Here is a 1,513-nt window from a genome sequence, read left to right as displayed (position 1 = left end):
GACTTGCAACAAAACCCAATCATGAAAGCAGCCGATGCTTTACCAGTCTACAACAGGCCTTTGCGAGGAAACAATTGATGAGCTCACCTGCCGTGTCGCTGACGTGATCGCGAGTCGCGGGATGGATCTGTCCAGATGCCGTATCCCCTTACGGGGCCAAGTGGTGGCCTGCCTGCTGATCCTTCGCCAGGACCTGCCCCAGATGGTGGTCGCGGACCTCCTGGGAGTCTCCCAACCCACGATCTCCAGGATCTGGCGACGTATCACCGCCCTCCTCGAAGCAGTCCTGGTCTTCCTCCCCGGCGGACTCGCCGAGGCGATCCAGCAACACCAGCTCATCCTCATCGACGGCACCCATGTCCCCACCGGGAACCGCCCAGCCAGCGGGCAAGCCCGCCACAACTACTCCGGGAAACGCAAGCTCCAGTGCCTCAACGTCCAAGTCGCCTCCACCGACCGCGGTGACCTCATCGCTGTCTCCGACCCGGTCCCGGGGTCCCGACACGACTCCAAGGCCATCGCCCTGTGTGGTTGGCAGGACCTCCTCGACTCCTGCGCAGCCACCTGGATCGCCGACACCGCCTACATCGCCACCACCGCCATCACCCCGATCAAGAAACTCCCCCGCCAGCCCCGCACCAACCATGACAAAGACTTCAACACCACCATCGCCCGAATCCGCGTCAACGTCGAACACTGCATCGCACAACTGAAAACCTGGAGAATCCTGTCACACGGCTACCGCGGACCTCTCAAAGAACTCCCCGGAATCATCCACCTCGTCACCAACCTGGAAATCCTCAGAACATACACCCACAATCAGCCCCGTGAATAACGCCTTAAGCACCCACCGACAACACCAAGAGCACCGGCCTCACAAATCACCCAACGACCTGAGCACCGCAGTATAATAGGGACTGTAAAGCCTAAAATTAACAGCTTTCCAACCATTCCTCAGAATAATATGACAACCATTCAGCGTACCCCACTGAGCCTCTTGATCCTCCTTTGACAGCTTCACCTTTCCCTTTCCCCAGAGCCCTCGAAATTCCTGAACACAAAGAGAAAAGAAATCATTCATGAAATCATCCCTTTCCGCTGAGAAATCACGCACAACGTCGGTCAACCAAAATTTCACCTGCGTAACATCATCCCCGCCTCTTGCTACGATTACAGAAGCTTTATCAAGATGCTTCAACCCATAGGGTGTCACAAACAACCCGCGATCACTTGTTCCGGGCCAGCCCAAGGCCTCACAGGCCGCATACCCCTGTTCCCTGGACAACGGCCAATCCAGACCGACGAAATACTCCGCCAACCTCACAACCTCATCAACCGGAATCGACTTCACAGCACACACCTTCTCCCCATGCCTACTTCTCCTTGATGATCCCATCTGGCAGCGTCGGCTTCTCATCAAGTTGGAACTTGGACAGCTTGATCCTACCACTGGGCTGAGAGCGAACCAACTCATAGCTGATCTCCACCTCACCCTTGGCAATGGCCTCCTTCA

At 56.5% G+C, this 1,513-nt stretch carries 2 protein-coding genes; one reads left to right on the top strand and one right to left on the bottom strand.

Annotated features, from left to right (window positions below; genetic code table 11):
- The first annotated feature begins 163 nt into the window (after window positions 1-163).
- Window positions 164-835 carry a transposase gene (locus EII34_RS15660; RefSeq protein WP_260425200.1) on the top strand — a complete coding sequence of 224 codons (672 nt, stop codon included), beginning with the start codon at window positions 164-166 and terminating at the stop codon, window positions 833-835.
- Window positions 836-874: 39 nt separating this feature from the next.
- Here EII34_RS15660 and EII34_RS15655 read toward each other — a convergent pair whose 3' ends face one another.
- Window positions 875-1,351, bottom strand: a complete 477-nt coding sequence (locus EII34_RS15655; RefSeq protein ID WP_124846100.1) for a DUF6301 family protein — start codon at window positions 1,349-1,351, stop codon at window positions 875-877.
- Window positions 1,352-1,513 lie beyond the last annotated feature (162 nt).

Origin of the sequence: Arachnia propionica, assembly GCF_003859805.1 — a bacterium.
In the GTDB taxonomy this organism is placed as follows: domain Bacteria; phylum Actinomycetota; class Actinomycetes; order Propionibacteriales; family Propionibacteriaceae; genus Arachnia; species Arachnia propionica_C.
Note: the sequence above shows the minus strand (reverse complement) of the source record. Positions and strands in the feature narration are given on the sequence as shown.